The 21,609-nt window shown below is 42.6% G+C and carries 17 protein-coding genes; 5 read left to right on the top strand and 12 right to left on the bottom strand.

Annotated features, from left to right (window positions below; genetic code table 11):
* Positions 1-300 precede the first annotated feature (300 nt).
* Positions 301-1,269 (top strand): arsenosugar biosynthesis arsenite methyltransferase ArsM, encoded by a 969-nt coding sequence (gene arsM, locus UYK_RS0104625; protein WP_009459832.1) that lies wholly within the window; start codon positions 301-303, stop codon positions 1,267-1,269.
* A gap of 289 nt (positions 1,270-1,558) precedes the next feature.
* Positions 1,559-2,545 (top strand): arsenosugar biosynthesis radical SAM (seleno)protein ArsS, encoded by a 987-nt coding sequence (arsS, locus tag UYK_RS0104620; RefSeq protein ID WP_009459831.1) that lies wholly within the window; start codon positions 1,559-1,561, stop codon positions 2,543-2,545.
* Between the two features lie 257 nt (positions 2,546-2,802).
* Here arsS and UYK_RS0104615 read toward each other — a convergent pair whose 3' ends face one another.
* The 5 genes from UYK_RS0104615 to UYK_RS0104595 all read right to left on the bottom strand — a co-directional run bounded on the left by UYK_RS0104615 (position 2,803) and on the right by UYK_RS0104595 (position 7,869).
* A complete protein-coding gene (locus UYK_RS0104615; protein ID WP_009459830.1) occupies positions 2,803-3,357 on the bottom strand; it encodes a methylmalonic aciduria and homocystinuria type D protein in 555 nt (184 codons plus the stop codon).
* A 244-nt stretch (positions 3,358-3,601) separates the two neighbouring features.
* The gene (locus UYK_RS0104610) at positions 3,602-3,808 is read right to left on the bottom strand and encodes a hypothetical protein (protein ID WP_009459829.1); all 207 of its coding nucleotides are present in this window, start codon (positions 3,806-3,808) and stop codon (positions 3,602-3,604) included.
* Between the two features lie 229 nt (positions 3,809-4,037).
* Positions 4,038-5,204 (bottom strand): ABC transporter permease DevC, encoded by a 1,167-nt coding sequence (gene devC, locus UYK_RS0104605; protein WP_009459828.1) that lies wholly within the window; start codon positions 5,202-5,204, stop codon positions 4,038-4,040.
* A 132-nt stretch (positions 5,205-5,336) separates the two neighbouring features.
* Positions 5,337-5,465: a hypothetical protein gene (locus UYK_RS27495; RefSeq protein ID WP_016871002.1), complete on the bottom strand. Its 129-nt coding sequence runs from the start codon at positions 5,463-5,465 to the stop codon at positions 5,337-5,339.
* A 73-nt stretch (positions 5,466-5,538) separates the two neighbouring features.
* Entirely contained in the window at positions 5,539-7,869 is a 2,331-nt protein-coding gene (locus UYK_RS0104595; RefSeq protein WP_009459827.1) for a heavy metal translocating P-type ATPase, read from the bottom strand.
* Between the two features lie 525 nt (positions 7,870-8,394).
* Here UYK_RS0104595 and UYK_RS0104590 point away from each other — a divergent pair.
* Complete coding sequence (locus UYK_RS0104590) at positions 8,395-8,634, top strand: FeoA family protein (protein WP_009459826.1); 240 nt, start codon at positions 8,395-8,397, stop codon at positions 8,632-8,634.
* Between the two features lie 16 nt (positions 8,635-8,650).
* Complete coding sequence (feoB, locus tag UYK_RS0104585; protein WP_016871001.1) at positions 8,651-10,648, top strand: ferrous iron transporter B; 1,998 nt, start codon at positions 8,651-8,653, stop codon at positions 10,646-10,648.
* A gap of 269 nt (positions 10,649-10,917) precedes the next feature.
* On the opposite strand, the gene UYK_RS0104580 is transcribed toward feoB, so the two are convergent.
* From UYK_RS0104580 to hoxE, 5 genes are all read right to left on the bottom strand, one after another.
* On the bottom strand, positions 10,918-11,373 hold the full coding sequence (locus UYK_RS0104580; RefSeq protein ID WP_016871000.1) for a hypothetical protein: 456 nt from the start codon (positions 11,371-11,373) through the stop codon (positions 10,918-10,920).
* 260 nt (positions 11,374-11,633) lie between these two features.
* On the bottom strand, positions 11,634-12,179 hold the full coding sequence (locus UYK_RS0104575; protein ID WP_009459823.1) for an NADH-quinone oxidoreductase subunit B family protein: 546 nt from the start codon (positions 12,177-12,179) through the stop codon (positions 11,634-11,636).
* Between the two features lie 125 nt (positions 12,180-12,304).
* Positions 12,305-13,021: a bidirectional hydrogenase complex protein HoxU gene (gene hoxU / locus UYK_RS0104570; RefSeq protein ID WP_009459822.1), complete on the bottom strand. Its 717-nt coding sequence runs from the start codon at positions 13,019-13,021 to the stop codon at positions 12,305-12,307.
* 142 nt (positions 13,022-13,163) lie between these two features.
* Positions 13,164-14,777 carry a NuoF family protein gene (locus tag UYK_RS0104565; protein ID WP_009459821.1) on the bottom strand — a complete coding sequence of 538 codons (1,614 nt, stop codon included), beginning with the start codon at positions 14,775-14,777 and terminating at the stop codon, positions 13,164-13,166.
* Positions 14,764-15,303 carry a bidirectional hydrogenase complex protein HoxE gene (gene hoxE, locus UYK_RS0104560; protein ID WP_009459820.1) on the bottom strand — a complete coding sequence of 180 codons (540 nt, stop codon included), beginning with the start codon at positions 15,301-15,303 and terminating at the stop codon, positions 14,764-14,766. Before hoxE ends, UYK_RS0104565 begins: the two co-directional genes overlap by 14 nt.
* A 525-nt stretch (positions 15,304-15,828) precedes the next feature.
* On the opposite strand from hoxE, the gene UYK_RS25930 reads away from it, so the two are divergent.
* Entirely contained in the window at positions 15,829-16,101 is a 273-nt protein-coding gene (locus tag UYK_RS25930; protein ID WP_102170485.1) for a hypothetical protein, read from the top strand.
* Here the strand turns inward: UYK_RS25930 and UYK_RS0104550 are convergent.
* Together UYK_RS0104550 and ppsA are read right to left on the bottom strand one after the other, a co-directional pair.
* Positions 16,079-18,844, bottom strand: coding sequence for a bifunctional acetate--CoA ligase family protein/GNAT family N-acetyltransferase (locus tag UYK_RS0104550; RefSeq protein WP_026086362.1), 2,766 nt, complete (start codon positions 18,842-18,844; stop codon positions 16,079-16,081). The genes UYK_RS25930 and UYK_RS0104550 overlap by 23 nt on opposite strands.
* A 149-nt stretch (positions 18,845-18,993) precedes the next feature.
* Positions 18,994-21,438 (bottom strand): phosphoenolpyruvate synthase, encoded by a 2,445-nt coding sequence (gene ppsA / locus UYK_RS0104545; RefSeq protein ID WP_016870997.1) that lies wholly within the window; start codon positions 21,436-21,438, stop codon positions 18,994-18,996.
* Positions 21,439-21,609 lie beyond the last annotated feature (171 nt).

The raw sequence follows: 21,609 nt of genomic DNA, 5'->3' as shown, positions 1-21,609 counted from the left end.
GATTGTAGCATTTACACAAAACACTCAGTAAAAAAAGATTCAAGTATTAAAAGTGTTGCTAAATGTAAGTTTGTAGTTAGGCTTTTAACCCTAATTCATTCAAGCACTAAAGTGCTGACTACGAACTCATTAAATCGCATCAAAATAAAATTAACAGACCAACAATCTATGACAGAAATTTAAGCAAAACTGTTCCACCAAGCTAGAATTTCTCAGCAAAAACTCATCAAACAGAGTTTCAAATATATTAGGATCACAAAGCTGATTCTAGACGCTTATCACTTCACACCACCGAACGCAATGACTTATCTTGAAACAGCAGCACAATTTTACAGTCAAGTTGCCCAAACACCAGAAGTAGGACTTTGTTGTGTGCAAAGTACACCTCTACAACTACCTGGATTAAAAATTCCTCAACCGATGCAGGAAATGAATTATGGCTGTGGAACAACTGTTCATCTAGGAGAACTAGCTAATCAGCCTACAGTACTGTATGTTGGTGTTGGCGGAGGCTTAGAAGCTTTACAATTTGCCTATTTTTCCCGTCGTGCAGGCGCTGTGATTGCTGTCGATCCGGTTGCAGAGATGCGCCAAGCTGCTACACGTAACCTGGAAATTGCCGCAAAAGAAAACCCCTGGTTTGATCCTAGCTTTGTAGACATTCGTGCTGGGGATGCTTTTAACTTACCTGTTGATGATGCTTCTGTAGATGTCGTAGCCCAAAATTGCCTTTTTAATATTTTTGAACCAGAAGATTTAACCCGCGCCTTGCAAGAAGCATATCGGGTATTAAAATCAGGTGGACGTTTACAGATGAGTGATCCTATTGCTACTCGTCCGATTCCACCACATTTACAACAAGATGAACGCCTACGGGCTATGTGTTTATCTGGCGCACTTACCTATGAAGAATATATTCAGCGCATTATCAAGGCTGGTTTTGGTCAAGTAGAAATTCGTACCCGTCGCCCTTATCGTTTGTTAGATTGCCAAACTTATAATCTATCGGAACCATTACTTTTAGAAAGTCTTGACTCTGTATCTTTCAAAGTACCTATTCCAGAAGATGGAGCTTGTATTTTTACTGGTAAAACAGCAATTTATGCAGGTTCAGAACCATTTTTTGATGATGGTGCAGGTCATATTTTACAACGTGGTCTGCCAGCAGCAGTATGTGATAAAACTGCCGCTAAACTTGCTGCTTATATGCCAGATGAAATAATTATTACTGATTCCACATGGCATTATGATGGTGGTGGTTGCTGTTGAATAATAACCTGTCCAATAGATTTTTATGGAAGTTGGGGGAAAGGGTTAAAGGGATTGAAAAATTCTTTTCCCTTTAGTCTTTAAATTTTCTTGAAAATCGAACACAGATGCACACTGATTAACACAGATGGATTATGGGTTTGCTGTTAGGTTACACCCCAATACCTATTTTCAAGATAGCTATTCATGAACGTTGGTACACAAACAAACATTAAATTTTGTCTCCTCCTACACCCACACCTATTTTCTAGCTAGGTCTAATTATTGCCACGATAATATTTATTGAATTATGATTCAAACATCTGTAACACCTTTCAAACACAAACTTAATTCACCTTTAACTAAGCAACACATTACTGTTTTACAAGTTAACTTAGGAAAGCGTTGTAATCTTGCTTGTACTCATTGCCATGTAGAAGCAGGACCAAAACGTATAGAAGAACTTTCTCCAGAAATTTGTGAACAGTTAATTGAAATAATTTGTGCATTTCCGCAGATTAAAATTGTTGATTTGACTGGTGGTGCGCCAGAAATGAATTACGGATTTAAATACTTAGTGGAAGCAGCAAAATTAGCAAAGAAAGAGGTTATAGTTCGGTCGAATTTAACTATTTATTTTGAAGATGGATTTGGTGATTTACCAGAATATTTTGCTCAGCACCAAGTGAGAGTTGTGGCATCTTTACCCTGCTATTTAGCAGATAATGTTGATAAAATGCGTGGTGCTGGTGTGTATGATGATTCTATTAAAGCACTACAATGGTTAAATCAAGTTGGTTATGGGAAACAACAAAATTTAATTTTAGATTTAGTTTATAATCCCCAACTAGCTTTTAGTGAAAAATTTTCCTTGACTCCAGATCAAGCCAAGTTAGAACAAGATTACAAGGTGTTCTTACAAGAGCATTTTGGTATTGTATTTAATAATCTCTTCACTATTACGAACTTACCAGTAGGCAGAACTAAATTACATTTGGAACACAAGAAATTATATGCACCTTACTTACAGTTTTTAGAATCAAATTTTAATCCTAAGACTGTAGAAAATTTGATGTGTCGTGATCAACTTTCTGTTGATTATCTCGGTAATGTGTATGATTGCGACTTCAACCAGATGATGAATTTACCTGCAAAAACTCGTGAGGGTGAAAATCTGACGATCGCTAAGTTGCTAGCAGCTGGTAGCTTAGATTTGATCGATGAGATCCAAACTGCGGCTTATTGTTATGGTTGCACTGCTGGGTGTGGTTCTAGCTGTGGTGGTGCTTTGGTGTAGATCCGTTGGTAGGTGTGTAGATGCGCTTTGCGCGGCTTCCCGTAGGCTGGAGTGTGAAAAAATAATTAACAACCAACCATCAACAACCAACCACTAACTAACTAACTAATTACAAAAATCTTGTTACAAAAACTGTTACGAGTGTGTTGGAATTGGTAAATTATCGTTATGATAGAACCTAGTTAAGCTCCTCACACCACACTAAAAGCCGTAGAACATTATGTTTTGCGGCTTTTTTATTTGTTGTACAGTGACCTTTAATCCATGTCTTGCCAACCATGCAATGGGGCTATACTTTTGATTGCCTCTTCGATGACGATTGGAGGGGCTGCTGAAAGTAAAATACTAGGATAAACTGCCATACCCCACTCAGGATGGACTAGTACACGGCATCTATTTTCTATAACTGGATAATTGAGTAAAGCTTTCACAACTGCTGTATCGTCGTGAGGAACTATCCCCGGACGAGAAAGCAAAGGATAGCCTGTGCGGGGATCTATGAGGTCTGTCAAATAACCGCGATCGCGCAGATTAAAAGCTACATCAAAGCCAAACCTCATAAATTTTTCTCGTAACTTTTCTTTTTCCCCCTCAATTTCTGGCGTACTTTCCATCATTGCGTAACTAGATTTTTGTAAAACAATCACCACCCACAAGAAAAGTTGATGTTTCCAATCAGGTAATATCCGTTCGCAATTGGCACAAATGTACTGACTCGGAGAATGAATTGAAATCTCAACTGCTTGTCCGCTTGCGCCAACCAAATTAATAGGATAGCCTGCAACAAAAGTGTTAAGCGTTGGATAGTTCACTTATTTTATTTTGTTTTTTTCAAGTTTTTTAATTTTTCCTTTGTATAGATGATAACTCTCAATGCTTCAGAAATACCATCAAATATAAATAAAAGAATAGGTGAATTTGCAGCTATTATTAATTATTTATTATTTCTTAATCTTGTGGTTAGATTTTCTTAACCTAAGTAGTTGGTTGTTGGTTGTTAATCGTTGGTTGTGACACTACCAAACAACAACTAACAAACAACAAAAAACAAACCAATTAATTTAGTTTTAAAGCATTGACTGGAACTTCATCCCAGGAATCAACTGTTCGTAATTGTGCTACCCAACCTGCGATTTTTTGTGTTTCAGTCAAGTTTTTCTTAAAAGACTCATGACACTCTTTAGCTTGGGACTCATTGCAGCAGGCTATACAGGCATAAACCAAGCCAGATGGATCAATTTGCTCGTTCAACCAAATAGTCATGCTATATCCTCTAGAAAAGTCACATCTCAAAAATTGTAGTTAGGTAATGGGTAATTGGGAATGGGTAATTGGGAATGGGTAATTGGGAATGGGTAATTGGGAATGGGTAATTGGTAATGGGTAATTGGTAATGGGTAATGGGTAATTGGGAATGGGTAAGCAAGATACTGATGATTTTCCCATGTCCAACAACCACTAACCACTAACCAATACCACTAACCACTAACTATTAAAATACATCAGCAGGATCAGCAGAATTTAATTTTCGGATTGTGGTGAATGCAGAAATCAAGCACATTGTCACTGTTAAAACAAATACAGTGAAGCCCCGCTCGATAGTCATAAAAATGGGCAGCATGGTAGCAGTAGCTGCTAGCTGATAAAGTCCCAAGGAAACAATAAATCCTGGTATGTAACCTAATACTGCTAGGAGTAAAGCTTCTTGAATCAGTACTACTATTAAATAGCGATCGCTATACCCTATTGCCTTGAGCATAGCGTATTGTGGTAAGTGATCGGCAATGTCAGCATAAATAATCTGATAAACAATCACAATTCCAACAATAAAAGAAACAATCACGCCCAAACCAAACACAAAACCTATGGGGGTTGTTTTTGCCCAATAGGCTTTTTCTGCCTGTGCAAAACTCTCATTAGTGAGAATCATCACATCTTCAGGTAAATCATTTCCTAAACTTTGGGCAACTTGTTGTGGATGTGCATCGGCTTGTAACTTAATTAAACCAATCTGAATCTGCTGTGGATGATGATTGGGGAATAAGTGCAGAAAAGTTGAGTCGCTGGTAATTACATTTCCATATGCGCCAAATGATGCACCCAAGGTAAACAAACCTGCAATCCGGACGTTGATATCATTTAGTTCAGTTTCTACGATTGTTTGTTGTTGCAATAAAGTGGCGATGGGGCCAAATTCTGGTAAAGAACCTTGGTCAAATAACACTGTGTTCAGTTTTTGCAACTGACTGCGGTTTTGCTCAACTTCAGGAAATTTAAATGCAATGGTTCTCGGGTCTGTACCAAACACTAAAATAGTTAGCAAACGGCGTGTTTGGGGATTTCTCCATTTTCCATAACCCATATAAAGCGGACTTACCGAGTCTACTCCTTTAAATCCTAGCGCTTGATACAATCGCTCCCGAGAAAAATTTTTGAGTGAATATACACTTTTAAAATGGGAACTTACCATCACCAAATCTGTATCTAAGCTTCTTTGTGGTGCTGTGGAACTATCAAACAGTGAAGCTTCAAACCCTATTTGAGTACAGATCATAATGTTTGCAAAGGCAATACCTACTACCGCTACTGCCAAACGAGTCTTCTGTTTAATTAGCTGTCGCCATGCTAGGAGGATTGTACGAAAATATTTGCGAAGCATTTACCAGAGTCCTTGGGCAAGTCCTGCTAATATATCTCCGGTAAAAGCGGTTCAAAACCGGAGAAAAGAGGATGATTTTCGCAAGGAGACTAGGGGGAGTAATTGTTCTGCTTGGTTGATCCAAATTTCACGTCATCCAACTTTGATAACTGCGATCGCGCAATACGTTTCCCACCACTCATCAGCAAACAAGTAAAAGTCATCTTGAAACCACCAAGACACTAAGACACTAAGAGTACTAGCAACAACTGTATTGCCCATTAACCTGTCAAAATCTTTATGGCAAACTGCTAGATGCAATTTGAATTTCTTAATGCGTGAATTTTGAATTGGTTTAACCTTGGTTGAAATTTTCTGTTGTGCCAGAAGCGATCGCTTCTACTCTTTCTTGTGGATCTTGGTGCATCAGAGGACGCAAACCGTTTAATCCAGCAGCAATTGCGGAACCATTGTGAACAACTGTAGCTGCTAATGGGTGTAATCCCACTGTTGTTGCTAGTCCTAAAGCTGCTAGGTTGGGAATTACTGCTAAACCGATATTTTGCTGAATCACTGCTTTGGTTTGGCGGGCGATCGCAATTGCTTCTACAAAACTGGTTAAGTTATTATCCATCAGGACAACATCAGCTGTTTCCCTTGCCACCTCAGAACCACCACCGAAGGAGATGGAAACATCAGCATAAGAAAAAGCAACTGAATCATTTAAGCCATCACCCGTAAATGCTACGGTTTTGCCTGATGTGTGGAGCTGCCGGATAATTTCGGCTTTTTGTTCTGGAAAGGCCTCGGCGTGGACTCTTGATAGAGGAATGCCAAGTTTGTGGGCAACTGCGATCGCTCTTTGCTGGCTATCTCCTGTTAACAGGTGAATGGACATACCGTATGCAGTTTGTAGTTCTCGGATAACTGCCGCACTTTCGGGACGGAGTGGATCTGTGTAATAAATTACTCCTTGAAATTCACCATCAACTCCAACATATAGCAAAGAATCATGGGCAGAAATGCGGCAATTTAGGTGGTAAGGACAATCAGCTTGGTTGCACAGATGTGGTTCATAAAGACAGTCGAGGGGAATGCCACACTGATGTAAAAAGCGATCGCTTCCCACTACAACCTGTTGACCATCAATTTTAGCTTGTACACCTAAACCAATTTCATATTTCCATTCCTGACGTGGCAAAATTTCCATACCTTGTTTTTTGGCATAGCGTACGACTGCTTCAGCTACGGGGTGAGTCAGGCGTTGCTCGGCGGCGGCTGCTAGTTCTAACAGTCTGTGGGTAGAGATTCTTCCTACCACTGTTTCCACCTGCAAAACTTCGATATCTCCTTTGGTTAAGGTGCCTGTCTTATCAAAGACTAGAGTATCTACCTGTGCCAATTTTTCTAAAGCATGTCCACTACGGATGAGAACTCCGTGTCTGGTGGCATGATGTAATGCTGCTAAGAAGGTTGTGGGTAAAGCAACGCGAATGCCGGTAACAAAGTCGAGAGTTAGAATGGATGCGGCTCTTGCTGGGTTACGGGTTGCAGCTAAGACAATGCTAGCAAAAACCAGTGTAGGTATTATTGCTTTGTCAGCAATGGTGGCGGCGTAATTTCCCATTCTGGTATCGTGAACAGGAGCTTGTTGCACTAAATCGATGTTGGCTCCAGCACGGGTAGCAATGCCTACACGTTCGGTAAGAATATAAATTTCCCCTTCACGAACTAAGGTTGAGGCATAAACCGATTGTCCTGGCTGACGCACAACTGGTATAGATTCGCCAGTCAGTTTTTGTTGGTCGATCAAAGCTTTACCATGTAGGATTTGACCATCTACGGGAATTTGCTCACCCGGATAGACTATGACTATATCTCCAGGCTTAACTTCTGTGGCTCGAATGTGTTTTTTCTGACCATTTGGCTGTTCTACCCAAGCATAATGTCCTAAAGCTTCGAGTAAATCCGCAGCCCGATCATGGGATACTCGTGCTGTGCGATCGCGGATCGTATCGCCAATTTCATGCAGTGTCATAACCAAAGCTGGCGTGAGTAAATTGCCTTGGGCAGAAGTTAAGGCGATCGCTATTAAATCCAGGCAATCTATATTTAATTTCCGTTCTTTGGTGATGCTGGCATAAGCACGCTTAGCGATGGGTAAAGCGGCAAATGCCACAGTTGCAGCGATAATTGCTCTCGGGATTGGCAACCTTAGACCTAGTAGAGCCAAAATAGCAGCAAATGCAGGTAATTTTACCTGATTAGTTTGTGTTTTCTCTGCTTTGACTGTTGAGTTGGCAATTTTATTTTGTTTTGCCTGTTGAATCAAGTGTCCTAGATACGCAGGCATTAAGTGATCGCATAGCGGTGAGGAAGTAGTCGTCCAGCTTTCACGGGAACCTTGGTTATCCCCACAGGAGTGATCGCTCCTGTGATGAGAAAATTGATAACTAATAGCTATAGAAGCTGCGTGCCGATTTAGTCGTACTTTAAGTACTCGGCTATCTGATTCCAGCAATTTTTGTAAGTTTTCAGCATAATCGGGATTATGAGCTAGCAAGGGAACCCGAAATCTCACCCGTCCTGGAATTTTATGCACAACATGGTAATAGATTCCAGCAGCAATTTCTGGATTTTGAAGCGTTGCTTGCTTAGCTGTTTCTGACTTGGTAGCGATCGTCATCATGATTTCCTTTCGCTATTTGATGGCGTATCAGTCCCTCCACCCCAGCTATGGTTAGGGTGCTTTCTGCCAGCCTTTGGTGAATATAAATCTATTTAATAGTGTTAGTAATTAATTTCTATCTAATGCAATTATTTTTAAAGATAGAAGCATTTATTGACATTTTTCTCAGAGTATTTTCGGTTTTGCATGTATTCAGTAAATATATTTTTTAACAAAAAATTTAGCTTTTTTGCATTTGAAATCAACTATATTAAGAATAATTCTCAGGTAAAGACAGGAAGCGGCTTCCGAAAGTAGCAGCACAAAGCGCGTCTACATCTGTACCCTGCCTTAAGCCTATGAACGCGTCTACGATTTCAAAAACAAGATTTTTGCCCTAGTTTTAATTCATATTACACGTGAATTTGTAATTACTGTATTGCTATTAACTCTTAATAGCATTAATCTTGAGTGCTACTGTTAGCTTAGTGTTGCTGATGAAACATCTCACCATTAATTTTTTTGTGAACATCAAGGAGTGCCATGAGTGTGAAATTATCGGCGCTAAAACCAGGTAAAACAGCTACCATCGCCTCAATAGAAGTGGATGAACCTGGGTTGCTGAGACGATTAGAAGCAATGGGCTTCAAAATTGGGCAGCAAGTAAAGGTACTTCGCAAAGCCTGGTTAAATGGACCGCTACACGTGCGAGTGGGATTGACAACAGAAGTGGCAATGCGGCGACATGAAGCTGATGGAATTGTTGTGAACGTACAGAACTGAAACAAAGGGGTGTTAAATGGCACATTGTCATGATTCCAGTTCCGGAATCGCCTCGCTGACATTGCAGCCTGGAGTTAAGCGGGTTGCTGTCATGGGAATGCCAAATGTAGGTAAATCCACGTTGTTTAATCGGATTACAGGAGCGGGAGCCTTTGTAGGCAATTGGCCTGGTGTGACAGTTGACTTGTTAGAGGCAGAAGTTGAACTAGACGGACGGAAAGTGGAGTTTGTCGATCTGCCAGGGATCTACGACTTAGAAGGCTACTCTGAAGATGAGCGAGTCGTGCAAAGCTTTTTTGAAACCTACCCTGTGGATTTGGTGCTAGTAATTCTCAATGCTGCTCAGATTGATCGCCAAATTCGTCTACCTTTGCAAGTTAAAGCTTTAGGAATGCCAGCTGTGGTAATTCTCAACATGGCAGATGAAGCCAAACATTTTGGTATCACAATAGATGAACACAAACTAGCAGATAAATTAGAAATGCCCGTGGTACTGGTGAGTGCCAAATATGGTAGTGGCTATGCGATCGCCATCCGTAAAATCACCCAGGAATTAGCAGAAGCACGAGTTCCCATTGCCCCCACAGAATTGAAGCACCAGATTGAAGCCCACCGCTCAATATCAGAATTGCAAATCCGGGAAATCCTAGAAGACACGGTGGAAATGCCCTCGCGCTTGTTAAAGACGGTGACAGAACGCCTAGATGCAGTGTTGCTGCATCCGGTGATCGGACTACCGTTATTTTTCCTGTCGATTTACTTGATGTTTGAATTTGTTTGGCTGGTGGGATTGCCATTACAGGATGTTGCTGATGCGATCACAGGATGGTTGCAGGAAGTAGTCATTGCTCCAGTGACAGTCAACTTATCGGAGTTTTGGCGGGGCTTTCTGGTAGATGGAATTTATGGTGGATTAGCGACAGTAGCATCCTTTATTCCCTTAGTCATCACATTTTTCTTCATGATGGCAATTGTGGAAGACAGTGGTTACTTCTCCAGAGCAGCATACATAATGGATTCGTTGATGTATCGCTTTGGCATGGATGGGCGCAGTTTCGTGTTGCTGATTATGGGGTTTGGGTGTAACATCCCAGCAATTATGGGAACACGAGTAATGCGATCGCGGGCATTACGCTTGCTAACAATTCTCATCATTCCCTTTGCCCTGTGTTCGGCACGGTTAACAGTGTTTGTGTTTATCATCGATGCCCTGTTTGATCGCACTTGGGGGCCATTAGTGCTGTTCTCACTTTACCTATTTAGTTTCCTGGTGGCGCTGCTAACTGGATTACTAATGAAAAGGCAGTTTCAAAATCGGGAACCATTTGTGATAGAACTACCTCCCTATCGCTTTCCCACACTCCAGCAAATCTTTCTACGGGGATGGGGTGAATTGAAGCACTTTCTACAACGGGCAACAGGATTTATTACGGCAGGGGTGGCTGGTGTTTGGTTGTTGAGCAATCTACCTCAAGGCACAGCAAACCCAATTGGAATGCTAGTTATCACCCCGCTTTTGGTGGGCATGGTTACAGGTTGGGATGCGGTGAAAGCATTCTTGCAACGAGCTGGTGGATTGATTGTGATCGGTGTTTTAAGCGTCTGGTTGCTAACCCATTTACCAGGCAACGAGAATGTGAGCTACGCTACTCGCATTGGAGAGTTTTTCGCCCCTATTTTGAATCTGGCGGGCATACCCAAAGAGTTAACTGTTGCTTTGCTCTTTGGGTTCATTGCCAAAGAAATTTTGGTTGGTTCTCTAGCAACCATTTACAATCTCACCGATCCTAATGCCGTACAAGCAACTCTTGCTCAGACAATTTCACCAATTCAAGCTTACAGTTTCATGCTTTTTTGTCTGCTTTACACCCCTTGTTTGGCAACAGTTGCTACTATCCGCAGCGAGTCTAAAAGTATTCAGTTTACGTTTCTATCAGTTACCTATGGATTGATCTGGGCGTGGGTTGTGAGTACGCTGTTTTATCAAGGGGCGAGGTTGTTAGGGTTGAGTTAGAAAGACTAGTACTCAACTATAGTAATCCAATTTGATTAATGAATTTACTCGTAGAGGCAAGCAATAGGCACTCTGGCAATAGGAAAGAAGACTTTTCAAGGTGTACCTAGCTTCGCAAAAATCAAATAGGAATCCTATATATAATTTCTTAAGCGTTGCGAAGGGTCAGATACCGACTTTTTAAAAAAGTCGGGTATCTCGCGCGTAAGTCCTGGAATAGTAGCGGCTCCGTGAGTAGAGCATGGCAGGGATTTACTTTTATGCCGTAGTTACGAGTGAGAATTTGCGAGCATTTCTTGTCCTTTGCCACCCTTATAAGGTGGCAGCTTCATCCACCGAAAAGCAACTATATTTAATAACAAACCAAGCAGGAACAAAAACACCATTAAAGTAATTTGATACCAGAGAATTGGCTGAACAAATAAATCCAAAATAACGTGAAGTAAATTCATAATGCTATAAAACACAGTTAAGCCAAAATGAATAACTCGATAACGTTTTGCATCAAAAAAAGTGGTGGCAATAATTGCCAGCATTGATATTACAAAAAATCCCAACATTAACCACATAATTCCAGAAATCTCATTTATTGTTGTGGCTTTTTGAGATTCAGCAACGGGTAAACCGTGAAAAAGTGGCATCAAACCGAGTTGAGTGTGAAACAGTGTTCCCAGTAAAAAGGTTATCCATAGAGCAATGATTTTTTCTTGATAATTAACCTTCATAATTGCTCTCCAATTCCTTTTTGAAACTCAGACTCTCAGGGGTGATCGCCCACAACAAGGGCATAAGAAATAGAACGAACACAGATGCACACAGATGTAGCCGTGCTTGGGCGCGGCTTCGGTGCAGGGTACACAGATAGATTATGGGTTTGCTGTTAGGTTAATCCCCGATCCCTGTTAATAGTTTCCCGTTAAGAGTTCCCTATTTTCAAGACAGTTCTGAATTTTTTACTCTTCGCAAAAGGCAAAGAGTAAAAAATTTAACCAAATTTGAGGAATTCGCGTCCTTCTAATTGTGGTGTTTCTCCCCGTAACAGTGGCTCTAATACTGCTTTAATCCGAGTGGCTGAAGGTGGACATCCAGGTAAGTAAACATCAACTGATACAACTGCATGAACGGGTGTAACTCGATCTAGTAACTGCGGTACAATACCAGGCTCATGGGGAATTTGAGCGTGAATATCCGCAGCTTCAATGTAACAGCGTTGCAAGACAGGTTCTACACTTCCTAAAGGATTGCGTAAAGCAGTAACATTGCCAGTAACAGCACAGTCACCAAAAGAGACAAGAATTTGCGATCGCTCTCTGACTATCTGAATCATTTCCAGATGCTCTTCATTGGCAACTGCACCCTCAACTAACACCACATCTACACCTTCGGGATATTCCTTAACATCAGCAAAGGGACTGTAAACTAAATCCACTTGTCCAGCCAAATCAATCAGCCATTCGTCCAAATCCAAAAAAGACATGTGACAGCCAGAACAACCGCCCAGCCAAACCGTCGCTAATTTTAAACGAGCCATTTTCTTGTTTTTATAATTATAGATAGAGATTTAAAATGCAGCGTATATTTTTCTTGGTGTCTTTGCGTCTTGGTGGTTAATAAAATGATTTTTTCACCACTAAGACACAAAGACACGAAGGTGATCTAAACAAGCCATTGCTGTTTCTCCCGTGCTGTAATTAGAAAATCAAGTTTGGTGCGATCGCGTTGCATTTCACCGACGCTAGAACCTTGGTAAAAAATTGCACCTGTGGGACAGGCATTAACGCATTTACCGCAGGAAGTACAAGTCTGGGAAGTTCCCCAAGGCTGATTTAAATCAGTGATCACATGGGAGTTTGTCCCCCTACCCGCCATATCCCAAGTGTGCGCTCCTTCAATCTCGTCACAAACACGTACACAACGAGTGCAAAGAACACAACGGTTGTGATCGATGCCAAAGCGATCATGAGAAATGTCGACTTTGCGATTAGGAAATTGATATTCTAACCGCACATGATCCATACTCATCTCAATTGCCAAATCTTGCAATTCGCAATTACCATTAGCTACGCAGACTGAACAGATATGATTGCCTTCTGCAAATAGCATTTCTATAATCATGCGACGATATTTTTGCAGGCGATCGCTGTTTGTTTGGATTTCCATACCTTCAGCAACTTTTGTCACACAAGCAGGTTGAAGTTTATTACTACCAGCAATTTCTACTAAACAAAGCCGACAAGCGCCAACATCTGTAACTCCTTGCAGGTGACACAAGGTCGGAATGTGAATTCCTGCTTCCTGTGCGGCTTGAAGAATGGTTTCTTCTTCGCGGGCGCTGATTAGTTGCTGATTGATTGTTAATGTTTTGACTGTCATTGTGATACTTTGGATGTTCGGTATAATTTTGGTTAACGAACACCGATGCACACGGATGCACACGGATGGTTTATCGGTGTGCATTTGTGTTCATCTGTGTTCGACTTTAAAAATAAGATTTTTGCCATAGTTGTAATTCAGGTTAAGTGTCATTGCTCAAGTTTGCTAAATATTCATCCCGGAAATAATGTAAGGTGCTAAACACTGGATTTGGTGCTGACTGTCCTAAGCCGCACAAGCTGGTATGCTTCACCATGTCGCACAGTTCTTCTAGCAGTTCTAAGTCAGCAAGGGATGCTTTGCCTTCGCGGATCTTGGTTAACAATTGATACAGTTGGACTGTGCCGACACGGCAGGGAATACACTTACCGCAGGACTCATCCATGCAGAATTCCATAAAGAAACGGGCGACATCCACCATGTTGGTAGTTTCGTCCATGACGATCATGCCGCCGGAACCCATGATGGAACCAAGTTGAGCCAAAGATTCGTAATCGACGGGAGTATCAAAAGCTACGGCGGGGATACAGCCTCCAGAAGGACCGCCTGTTTGCACTGCTTTGGCTGTACCGCCATCTGGGACACCACCACCCATTTCTTCGACAATTTGCCGCAGGGTGGTTCCCATGGGCACTTCTATCAAGCCTGTGTTTTTGATTTTGCCAGCTAGGGCAAAAACTTTTGTACCTTTGCTTTTTTCTGTACCAATGCTGGCGAATACGTCTGCACCTTTGCGAATAATCCAAGGGACGTTGGCAAAGGTTTCGACGTTGTTAATTAAAGTTGGAAATCCCCACAAACCACTTTCTGCTGGGTAAGGCGGACGGGGACGAGGTGTACCGCGTTTACCTTCAATTGATGCCATTAACGCGGTTTCTTCGCCACAAACATAGGCTCCTGCCCCAATGCGAATATCTATTTTAAAATCAAAGGGAGAGTCAAAAATCTTACTTCCTAATAAACCGAGGCGTTGGGCTTGGCGAATGGCAATTTGCAGCCTATTGATCGCAATGGGATATTCGGCACGGATATAAATGTAACCTTGGTTAGCACTGATCGCATAGGCAGCGATCGCCATTCCTTCTAAAACTCGATGAGGATCGCTTTCTAACACACTGCGATCCATAAATGCGCCGGGATCGCCTTCGTCGGCGTTGCAGATCACAAACTTGCGATCGCCCTTGGCTTTGGCTACAGTCGCCCATTTCACACCTGTGGGATAACCTGCACCACCCCGTCCCCGCAACCCACTACGAGTAATTTCATCCACCACCTCAGCTGGTGTCATTTCTCGCAACACGTGGTAAAGTGCCTGATAGCCATCAGCAGCAATGTAAGACTCAATCCGTTCTGGGTCAACTTTGCCGCTATTTTCCAGCACAATCGGGAATTGCTTGGTAAAAAATGGCTGCTGTAAATCTCCTGTTTGTACCTTGACTTCACCACCATCTAACCCAGCGATAATTGAGGGAGCATTTTCTGAAGTCACTTTTTCATATATTCGAGTTACCAAGCCTTGCGCCTCTACATTGTCTACTTCTACCAAAGGGCCTTGACAACACAAACCCATACAACCAACACTACAAACTTCTACTTTATCTGCCAAGCCTGTTTCTTCTGTTACCTTTTCCAAACTTTCTTTGACTGCAACAGAACCAGAAGACAGACAACCAGCCGCCATACAACAACGAATGCGAATAGGCTTGAAGTTGGCGCGTTCTTTCTCAGCAATTTCCTGTAATTCAGTCAGATCCATGTTTGAGCCATCCTTCTATTTTTTCGGTCACTAACTCCGGTGTTTGGTGTCCACATACAGTACCATCAAACACAACAGCAGGTGCAATTCCACAAGCACCCAAACATCTGGCTGTGAGCAGGGAAAGTTTACCATCTGGGGTTGTTTCGCCAGCATGAATTTTGGCACACTTTTCTACAGTTGCTAGTAAATTGGCTGCACCTTTAACGTAACAAGCTGTACCCGTACACACCACACAACTATGCACGCCTTTCGGTGCTAAGGAGAAAAGATGATAAAAAGTTGCGACACCATAAACACGGCTGGGTGGTAGTTTGAGGTTGTGGGCAATGTAATATAACAAGTCATTTTCTAAATAGCCAAAAAGTTCTTGTGCTTTGTGCAAAACTTCTATGAGTGCATCCTGTTGATATTGATGGCGCTTCATCGTAGCATCAAGTATTTTGAAACGTTTATCACCGCTAGGATGCTGTTTGGGTGTACTTTTTGTATACTGATCTTTTCTATTGACTGTTTGAGAGTCCATTTTTCTAATTCTTTTAAGTATTTATGCGGTATAAGTACGTTGTCAGATGTCCGCTATAGTTTTTGCATCGGTCTGTTTTGTTAAAACGTCGACCCGTTTTGTTAATTCATCGGCTTACAAAAATAAAGTTCATTTTCATTTGGTAGGGGCGTGACTGCCTTAAAATAGTGCATTAATAAACCGCAGAGGCGCAGAGGACACAGAGAAAGAAGAAGAGATTTATTGCAACATTTTAGTCTTGACACGCTACTAATTTTGAAGGATTTGGGGTAATTAGCTCATTTGGGTGTACACCGTAGATTCTTTAAATCTGGGGCTGTCTTGTTGCTCCTGAGTTCTACACCTATCCTTATAAATCAACAATTTGAGGAAGTTGTGAGGTTATATCAACTCTCTCGCAAAGTCCAGATCCCCGATTTTTTAGAAAATTTGGGATACTGTCTCTCATATTCAGCTAGCTTTAATTGTGTCGGCTGGACTTGCAAGTAACCTCACCCCCTCCCACCGATACCTATCCAGTAGGGATTGCAGCCAGCGATCGCCTTGCATACTGATTTGGATTATCAACAAAATACCGTAACTCTACGTAATTCCCGTCAACAGCCTTCAGATCGAGGTGGAGGACTTGCACATTCCGAATCCAACACTTCAGTATTATCCCCAACTCTAACAACACCCCCAATTCCAGAGAAATTCCCAGCAATTCCACCAAATTCCTCTCAAACTCTCCTTCCTCTGCGTCCTCTGCGTTCTCTGCGGTTCATTACTCCTAACCTTACCTTTCACCTGCAACTTTAATTTCCGCCCTTACCACCGAAGCATCAACAGTCGGATAAATACGAAAACCCAACTTCTCACAAACTCTTTGCATAGCAGAATTTTCAGTCAAAATTTCAGCACTAATCAACCTTAACTGTTCATCACGCCCTACTTCCAGCAACCTTTTGAGTAACTCAGTTCCCAAACCTTGACATTGATAGCGATCGCTAACCAAGATTGCAAACTCCGCTTCACTAGTACCATGCAACTTACTTAACCTACCAACAGCTAAAACTTCATGTTCTCCGGTTTCTGGATTTTCATAATCTACCACCAACGCCATTTCTCGGTCATAATCAATAAAACACAGACGCGTCAGCCTCTCGTGAGCAATACGTTGACTAAGTTTGATCAAGTGAAAGTACCGGAAAAAAACGCTTTCTTCAGATAAAGTATGATGTAACTTAATCATCAAAGGTTCGTCCTCTGGGCGAATCGGACGAATAGTTACTTGCATCCCATTGCGCGTTGTCCAAGAGGAAACGTACTGTGTCGGATAAGGACGAATTGCCAGTTTTGGTAACTGTGCTTCAGTAATATCTAAATCATGAAGAACAATCCGCGCATCAAGTGCCACAAGGGAGTTTTCAGCGATTCCTTCTGCTTTTACTAAAAGTGGATTAATATCAATTTCTTTAATCAAGCGTTGTTCCACGACAACTTGGCTAAAGCGTACCAAAAGTTGTTCTAAAGCCTCCAAATTAACAGCTTTTCTACCTCTCACTCCCTGTAGTGCTTTGTAAATTCGGGTTTGTTCCATCATCCGCCGTGCCAAGGTAGTATTGAGTGGTGGCAGTCCCAAGGCTCGATCTTGAAACACTTCCACTAACTGTCCACCTGTGCCAAACAGTAAAACTGGGCCAAATTGAGAGTCAATGCTACTACCAAGAATTAATTCGTAGCTGTTTTTCAGGTTTACCATAGGCTGGACAGTGACACCAGCAAAATGATTTGCTCCGACTTTGGTGCTGACAGATAAGGCGATCGCATCATACGCCTCACGTACCGCCTTAGCATCGCGTAAATTCAAATGCACCCCATCCACATCAGTTTTATGAGTGATGGTTTTGGAATATACTTTCAAAACCACAGGATAACCAATTTCCTCTGCTAGCCGCACAGCTTCTGCTGCACTTGTTGCTACCTGCGTTGTTACCGTCGGAATACCGTAAGCAGCAAGAATTTGTTTTGATTCCACTTCCGTAAGTAAAGTTCTGCCAGTTTCACGCGCTGTTTGGATAATAGTTTTGGCAATAGTGCGATCGCTAGTATCTACCCCCTCAGGAAGCACAGGCGTTTCATACAAGGCACGCAGGTTATAATTGTAACGCCACATATAGTTGAATACATGGGCTGCGGTATCGGGAAAAGGGAATGTGGGAATCGATGCTTGGTTGAGAATTTCCGCCCCTGCTTCCACGTCTGCATCTCCCATCCAACTCGCTAGTATGGGCTTACCTATACGCGCTAATGATTTTACTTTATACGCAGATTGCGTCGGGTCAGTCATTGCCTGGGGCGTAAGAATCACCAACAGTCCATCACTATTAGGATCTTTAGCAACAATTTCCAAGGCTTTGGCATAGCGCATAGGGTCAGCATCCCCAAGTATGTCAATGGGATTATTGTGACTCCATTGTGGGGGCAACAACTCGTTCAGCGCTGCGTAGGTTTCTGGGGATAATTCTGCTAATTCACCTCCATCAGTAATTAAAGCATCAGTTGCCAACACTCCCGGTCCGCCTGCATTCGTAACAATAGTCAGTCTTGGCCCTTTAGGACGTGGTTGCTTCGCTAGCACCTCCGCCATATCAAACAATTCAGAGATACTCTTAACCCGTAAAACTCCACATCGTCGTAATGCAGCATCAAACACCGCATCGCTACCTGCCAATGCGCCTGTGTGGGAAGCAGCAGCTTTGGCTGCGGCTGCTGTTCGTCCGGCTTTAATTACAATAATAGGTTTTGTCAGGGCAACTTCCCGCGCCGCAGAGAGAAATGACCGGGCATCTCCTATCGATTCCATGTAAATAACAATGCTTTCAGTATGCGGATCATCACCGAGATAGTAAATCAAATCGCCCCAACCCACATCCAGCATGGAACCAATGGAAATAAAGGCACTAAAGCCGACATTTTCCCGAAAACTCCAGTCCAAAATTGCCGTACACAATGCCCCACTTTGACTGATAAAACCAACCTTACCAGGCAAAGCCATACCGTGGGCAAAAGTTGCATTTAACCCAGTATGGGGATTCATCACTCCCAAGCAATTCGGACCAATCAGCCGCATTTTGCCTCGGCGCACTTGCTGGAGTACTTGCTGTTCTAATTCTGCCCCAGTAGTGCCAATTTCCTTGAACCCAGCCGAAAGCACGATCGCTCCCTTGACTCCTGCATCGACACATTCACCAATTACACCAGGAACCGTAGATGCAGGTGTAATCACAATCGCCAAATCCACTGGTTCTGGCACAGCAGCAATATTTGGGTACGTTTTAATACCAAGTACACTGTGGTGTTTGGGGTTGACTGGAAATACCGTTCCCCCAAATGGATGGCTGATCAGATTCCAGAGAACAGTCCTACCCACACTACCTTCACGTTGGCTAGCACCAATCACAGCGATGCTTTTGGGAGCAAAAATTGCATCTAAAGGTTGATGCTCAGAACGTAAAATATCATAAGCGCGATCGCTTCCCAATTGCATAGTCTTTTGCATTGTTGACTCCTTCGTGACAGTTGGGGGTTAAAGGTTAACGAACACCGATGAACACAGATACACACCGATAATCTATCTGTGTATGTCTACATCGGTGTTCATCGCCTTGCACGGTGTACCTTACGGAAGCCGCTTGCGCGTCTACGACTCTAAGAACATGTATTTTCCGTAGCCGCAATTTCTAACAAAGTCTTCAGTACAGAATCAGGGTTGAGACTAATCGAATCAATCCCCTCTTCTACCAAAAACCGAGCAAATTCCGGGTAGTCACTCGGTGCTTGACCACAAATGCCGATTTTGCGACCATGTTGTTTAACTGTAGATATTGCCTTAGCAATCATTCGTTTCACAGCTTCGTTGCGTTCGTCAAATAAATGTGCTACCAACTCTGAATCCCTATCAAGTCCTAAAGTCAATTGCGTTAAATCATTAGAACCAATTGAGAATCCGTCAAACACTTGACAAAACTCGTCTGCAAGTTGGACGTTACTTGGTAACTCACACATCACATATACTTGCAAACCGTTTTCTCCACGTACCAATCCGTGTTTCGCCATCTCTGCAAGTACGCGGCGACCTTCAGCAGGAGTGCGGCAAAATGGGATCATTAAAATAACGTTCGTTAAACCCATTTGCTCGCGTACTTGCTTCATCGCCCGACATTCTAAGGCAAATCCTTCTCGGTAGCGTTCGTCATAATAACGCGAAGCCCCCCGCCAACCAATCATCGGGTTTTCTTCTTTCGGTTCAAATTGTTTGCCACCTAAAAGGTTAGCGTATTCGTTGCTTTTGAAATCACTGAGGCGAACAATCACAGGTTTGGGATAAAATGCGGCTGCGATCGCACCGATACCTTGGGCGAGTTTATCAACAAAGAATTGTGGTTTGTCTGCGTATTCGGCGGTTAACTCAGCAATTTTGTATTTGGCTAGTTCATCCTCTAATTCATCAAAGTGAATTAATGCTAGAGGATGGGCTTTGATATGATTAGCTATGATAAATTCCATTCTTGCCAAACCGACGCCATCATTCGGGATGGCGCTGTAGCCAAATGCTTCTTCTGGGTTGCCCACGTTCATCATAATTTGAGTACGAGTGCGGGGCAATTTTTCTAATGGTATTTCTTGGACTTCGTAAGCTAACAAACCTTTGTAGACTTTTCCGGTTTCACCTTCAGCGCAGGAAACCGTAATTTCTTGTCCAGCTTTAATTATCTTTGTGGCGTTACCACAGCCAACAATTGCCGGGATTCCCATTTCTCTGGCAATAATTGCTGCATGACAGGTGCGTCCGCCAGAGTTAGTGACAATAGCACTGGCTTTTTTCATAATTGGTTCCCAGTCAGGATCGGTGCGGTTTGTTACTAACACTTCGCCTGGTTGGAATTCGCCCAGACGATGCACATCGAGAATTACTCGTGCTTTGCCTTGTCCGATCATCTCACCGACGCTGCGCCCTGTGACTAGGACTTCTCCTTTTTCTTGGAGTTGGTAGATGTGGAGAACGTTTTTAATTTTCTGCGACTGGACAGTTTCTGGACGTGCTTGGACAATAAATAATTCGTTGGTGATACCGTCTTTTGCCCATTCGATATCCATCGGTGTATAAACACCACGCACTTGGGAGTAGTGTTCTTCAATTAAACACGCCCAATGTGCTAGTTGGAGAATTTCGTCATCGTTGAGGGCAAAAGCAGCGCGATCGCTAGCTGCAACAGGTATATTTTTGGTCATTTTAGAACCGCCCAAGTCATACACCATCTTAATTTCTTTTGTTCCCAGGCGTTTTTCTAGAATTGGGCGGTATCCTTGTTTAAGGGTTGGTTTAAATACTAAATATTCATCAGGGTTGACTGCACCCTGAACAACGTTTTCACCCAAGCCATAGGCGGCGGTAATTAATGCTGCGTCTTTAAATCCTGTCTCGGTATCAATAGAGAACATGACGCCGGATGCAGCTAAGTCCGCACGCACCATTTTTTGTACGCCTACCGAAAGGGCTATATTGAAGTGGTCGAAGCCTTTGATTTGACGGTAGGAAATGGCACGGTCGGTAAAAATGGATGCAAAGCATTTGTGGCAGGCTTGCAGTACAGCTGGCAGTCCGTGGACATTTAAGTAGGTTTCTTGCTGCCCAGCAAAGCTAGCATCAGGTAAATCTTCCGCAGTCGCACTAGAGCGAACTGCGACATCGGTATCAGCACCGTACTGGTTGCAGAGGTCTTCGTATGCTTGGGCGATCGCCTTTTCCAATTCCTCAGGAAACGGAGTTTGTAGCATCAAAGTCCGTGCTTGTTTGCCACATTGACGCAGGTTATTGACATCTTCTACATCTAAATCAGCAAAGATTTGCCGCAATTTCGTTTCTAAACCTGCCCCTTGGATAAAGAAACGATACGCATAGGCAGTAGTTGCAAATCCTGTGGGAACTTTTACCCCTTTGCTTTGAAGTTGCTGAATCATTTCTCCCAGTGAAGCGTTTTTACCACCCACAAGCGGGATATCTGCAATTCCTACTGCATCTAGCGGTAGCACTAACGCTTGTTGTTTGACGTTCTGGCTTAGTTTCTGTTGAGTAACAAATGTTTCCAGCATGGGAAAAATTTCCTTAAATGCATTTTCGCTACTGCTACTCAAGGGGTTTGGTTTGATTTTTGCACTTCCTCTTGAGTCTCACACCTATGGTTATAGGAGGATAATTTGAGGAACTTGTGAGGATGCGAATTTTGAAGTTTTAATGATAACGCAATAATTCTAGTTGTTTCA

It is taken from the genome of Fischerella thermalis PCC 7521, from assembly GCF_000317225.1.
Taxonomy (GTDB): Bacteria; Cyanobacteriota; Cyanobacteriia; order Cyanobacteriales; family Nostocaceae; genus Fischerella; species Fischerella thermalis.
This window is presented reverse-complemented; position numbering and strand designations above follow the sequence as displayed.

Coding starts and splice junctions, on each gene's coding strand:
- ppsA (WP_016870997.1), bottom strand. CDS start 21,438: ATGCTGGAAACATTTGTTACTCAACAGAAACTAAGCCAGAACGTCAAA.
- UYK_RS0104610 (WP_009459829.1), bottom strand. CDS start 3,808: ATGACTATTTGGTTGAACGAGCAAATTGATCCATCTGGCTTGGTTTAT.
- UYK_RS0104590 (WP_009459826.1), top strand. CDS start 8,395: ATGAGTGTGAAATTATCGGCGCTAAAACCAGGTAAAACAGCTACCATC.
- hoxU (WP_009459822.1), bottom strand. CDS start 13,021: ATGACAGTCAAAACATTAACAATCAATCAGCAACTAATCAGCGCCCGC.
- UYK_RS0104575 (WP_009459823.1), bottom strand. CDS start 12,179: ATGGCTCGTTTAAAATTAGCGACGGTTTGGCTGGGCGGTTGTTCTGGC.
- feoB (WP_016871001.1), top strand. CDS start 8,651: ATGGCACATTGTCATGATTCCAGTTCCGGAATCGCCTCGCTGACATTG.
- UYK_RS0104550 (WP_026086362.1), bottom strand. CDS start 18,844: ATGCAAAAGACTATGCAATTGGGAAGCGATCGCGCTTATGATATTTTA.
- UYK_RS0104580 (WP_016871000.1), bottom strand. CDS start 11,373: ATGAAGGTTAATTATCAAGAAAAAATCATTGCTCTATGGATAACCTTT.
- devC (WP_009459828.1), bottom strand. CDS start 5,204: ATGCTTCGCAAATATTTTCGTACAATCCTCCTAGCATGGCGACAGCTA.
- UYK_RS0104565 (WP_009459821.1), bottom strand. CDS start 14,777: ATGGATCTGACTGAATTACAGGAAATTGCTGAGAAAGAACGCGCCAAC.
- arsM (WP_009459832.1), top strand. CDS start 301: ATGACTTATCTTGAAACAGCAGCACAATTTTACAGTCAAGTTGCCCAA.
- hoxE (WP_009459820.1), bottom strand. CDS start 15,303: ATGGACTCTCAAACAGTCAATAGAAAAGATCAGTATACAAAAAGTACA.
- UYK_RS27495 (WP_016871002.1), bottom strand. CDS start 5,465: ATGGGCAATACAGTTGTTGCTAGTACTCTTAGTGTCTTAGTGTCTTGG.
- arsS (WP_009459831.1), top strand. CDS start 1,559: ATGATTCAAACATCTGTAACACCTTTCAAACACAAACTTAATTCACCT.
- UYK_RS0104595 (WP_009459827.1), bottom strand. CDS start 7,869: ATGACGATCGCTACCAAGTCAGAAACAGCTAAGCAAGCAACGCTTCAA.